Source organism: Cecembia lonarensis LW9 (genome assembly GCF_000298295.1).
In the GTDB taxonomy this organism is placed as follows: Bacteria; Bacteroidota; Bacteroidia; order Cytophagales; family Cyclobacteriaceae; genus Cecembia; species Cecembia lonarensis.
The window spans coordinates 1-793 of the sequence record NZ_AMGM01000252.1 but is presented as its reverse complement, the minus strand read 5'-3'; the positions used below and the strand labels follow the sequence as shown (position 1 = coordinate 793).

General features: G+C 63.2%; 1 pseudogene. It reads right to left on the bottom strand.

What is annotated here, in order from left to right:
- Positions 1–793 (bottom strand): annotated as a pseudogene (locus B879_RS24025) (excinuclease ABC subunit UvrA); the annotation flags it as partial.

Below are 793 nucleotides of genomic sequence, written 5' to 3'. Positions count from 1 at the left end.
GCGGCCAGCTTCACGCGTTGCGCCTCTCCGCCGGAGAGCGTGGTGGAGGCCTGACCCAGTCGGACGTAGCCCAGTCCTACATCCACCAGCGTGCGCAGGTGGCGGGCGATCGGGGTGAACGCGGCAAGGAATTCCGCGCCCTCCTCGATGGGCATGTTCAGCACATCGGCGATGGATTTGCCTTTGTACTGGACCTCCAGGGTCTCGCGGTTGTACCGCGCACCATGGCAAACCTCACACGGAACGTAGACGTCGGGCAGGAAGTTCATTTCGATCTTCAGCGTGCCGTCGCCCGAGCAGGATTCGCAGCGCCCGCCCTTGACGTTGAAGGAGAAACGTCCCGGCAGGTAGCCCCGGACCTTGGCTTCGTTGGTCTCTGCGAAGAGCTTGCGCACGTGGTCGAAGACCCCAGTGTAGGTCGCTGGGTTGGAGCGCGGGGTGCGGCCAATGGGCGACTGGTCCACGTGGATGACCTTGTCCAGGTGTTCGAGCCCCTCGACGCGCGTGTGGCGTCCGGGGACCTGCTTGGCACCGTTGAGTCTGTTGGCCAGCACCTTGTAGAGCACGTCGTTGACTAATGTCGATTTGCCCGAACCGGAGACTCCCGTGATTGCGGTTAGCACGCCCAGCGGGAAGCGCGCGGTGACATCCGCGAGGTTGTTCTCGCGGGCACCGATGACCTTGACTTCGCGCTTCTTGTCGATTTTGCGGCGTTTGGCAGGCACCTCGATCCTCCTGCGTCCGGAGAGGTAGTCGCCGGTGATGGATCGGGTGTTGGCTTTCAGTCCTTCCA